This window comes from Bacteroides sp. AF25-5LB (assembly GCF_003602965.1).
GTDB lineage: Bacteria > Bacteroidota > Bacteroidia > Bacteroidales > Bacteroidaceae > Bacteroides > Bacteroides uniformis.
In genome coordinates, this window is sequence record NZ_QTMC01000041.1 from 1 (window position 1) to 2,321 (window position 2,321).

Here is a 2,321-nt window from a genome sequence, read left to right on the forward strand (position 1 = left end):
TGGTCTAAAAATACAGACAGAAGCAGATTTCCTGCCCCTTGTGAACTGCGCAGTCCGAAACTGATACCTTCTGGCAGCAGCTTAACAAACCGCTCCAACAAGACCAACAGCCTTTTGTCCTTGAACACCCTCCGGAAGCACCACATAACAAAGTCCTGCCGCGCATTGTCATAAAACCTCCGGATGTCAAATTTGTATGCGTAAAGCGTGCCTTCCGGATTTTTTTGCAAATCGGTACGTATGCAGTTCATCAGGTCATGAGTACCGCGCCTTTTGATGCTTGCACCGGTTGTCCGGATATAACGTTTTTGCAGGTGGCGGTCCACCACATTCATGATGGCAAACACAGCGATGCGGTCTTTCATGGACAGGATCTGCAAAATACGTTTTTTACCGTATTCTTCAATTTCCCTCTCATGGTAGCCGCCCAGCCGGAATGAGCCGTCCGCAATGGAAGCCGTCAGTTCGGTGATAATCTTCTCCCTATGGGCAAGCAGGAATCGTCCCTGCCTTGACCTCTTACGATCGGTTCCGCGAAGTACCGAATCGAATGCCTCCGACATATTGGAGTATTCGATGATTTCCTCGATAATATATCCTTCCCTGCGCATAAGCTATTGGTTAATAAACATGGAAGATGAGGGCCTTCCTTTCCCCGGGTCTGACTTCTTCGAACTGATAACAGCCTACCAAACTCCACCCGACGCGTGATTTTTCAGCTTTCCACCTTTTCTGGTGCTGTTGCTGTGGCTTGCTCCCCTCGGCACCGCTTCGGGGACACGTCCCCGCTGCTGTACGCCGATTTGTTAGATTTCCAGACGCGAGCCGACATTCGCATTCGTATTCGAAGCATCGTTATTCGCATTCGCATTCGACACACCGCCATTCGCATTCGCATTGTTGTACCCGCGATAGACCACACGGACTATTGGGGAACTCTACCGCTTGCAAAGTTACTGATTTAACAGGCAAAACAGATAAACGAATTACACTATCATCCAAAATAAAACGGATATACTGCCACCCGCGACGGTGAGCCCCCAATCAATCCAGTCCCAAGGACTTCCCCGAAGAGTATCTTTCAGTTCCAGACAGGAAGCTGCAATGGCCGCAGCATAAAAGGCCGTCCAAGGAGTAAATCCCAATAGACCTACCATCAAACCACCGATAAGATGCTTGTAACGGTTACTCATTTTAAAAAATGCGATAATCTTTTTCATATACCTCAAAATTCTATTTTTTCGACCGGCTTCGCCGGTATTTGAATACCTTTTAAATGGAATTCGGAAACCATCCGAATCCCGTTCTTTCGTTTTAGTCGCTTCGCTCCACGCTTTGGCGCTTTGCGCTTACGCCACCTCGCGTATCGCCTTGTACGCTGCCACGCTTTGCGCCCGGACGATTTTGCCGCGGAAGGCCAGACGCGAGCCGACACTCGCATGCGTATTCGAAGCATCGTAATACGCATTCGCACTCGACACACCGCCATACGCACTCGCACCGCTGTACCCGCGATAGACCACACGGACTGTAGCGGTGCTTATCCAGTACATGTCGGTATAGTAGGTGGAAGATGATCCGTTCAAATTACCTACCGGAACCATGTCCATATACTTGCCGTGCGCCACGCCTGTAATCCACTGACCGCTGTCCTTCTTGCCCTGTACCATACGGATACTGCCGTCAGGCATCCAGATGCGCCATTTGCCCTGGTTGCCGCTGTCATTCGGCAGATCCACGCCGTCCATCATGTCATACTTGTTGCCGTAGATGTCCTCGTAGCCCAGGCAGCAGATATTGTTCACCTGCACCACGGTCGCCTGTCCGTATTCGTCCCGGCTCTTATACCAGGCATACTGATGCACCAAGCCGTCAATCAGCGAATTCGTGATTTTGTTGTTGATGACATACGCTTCGTCATAGCCGATGGTGTCTGTCATTCCATGGTCGGCCGTTCCACCCGTTGTCCGGTTATTGTTATGCTGACCGGCACCGCATTGTTCCTGCATGTCCCTACGCCCGTACTTTGCATAGCTCAGGTTCGCGATGCGGCTGTGCATCAGGGCATCTATCTGCTGCATGCCACGCTGCTGGCTGTAATAGTGGAAGTCCGTCCATGTCATGCTTGCCGTGGTCGAAGCTCCGGTTATGCAGGCACGCAACTTGCTGCCCACTACAGAACTGCCCACAACGGCACACAGATGTTCCTCATTGGCCACCCAATCCGGTTCCATGTCCTCTATCTTGTCGCTGTTGCTCAGCACCACGCAGTCAAACTCTGCCGTGTTCAGAATGGAGAAATGCAGGGCTGTAGCACGTTC

Annotated in this window: 1 protein-coding gene and 2 pseudogenes; all 3 read right to left on the reverse strand. The window is 51.2% G+C overall.

The window, feature by feature from the left end; all coding sequences use genetic code 11:
- A pseudogene (locus DWY57_RS20595) lies at positions 1-611 on the reverse strand (hypothetical protein); the annotation flags it as partial.
- A 375-nt stretch (positions 612-986) separates the two neighbouring features.
- A complete protein-coding gene (locus DWY57_RS20600; protein WP_008673799.1) occupies positions 987-1,220 on the reverse strand; it encodes a hypothetical protein in 234 nt (77 codons plus the stop codon).
- A 129-nt stretch (positions 1,221-1,349) separates the two neighbouring features.
- Positions 1,350-2,321 (reverse strand): annotated as a pseudogene (locus DWY57_RS20605) (hypothetical protein); the annotation flags it as partial.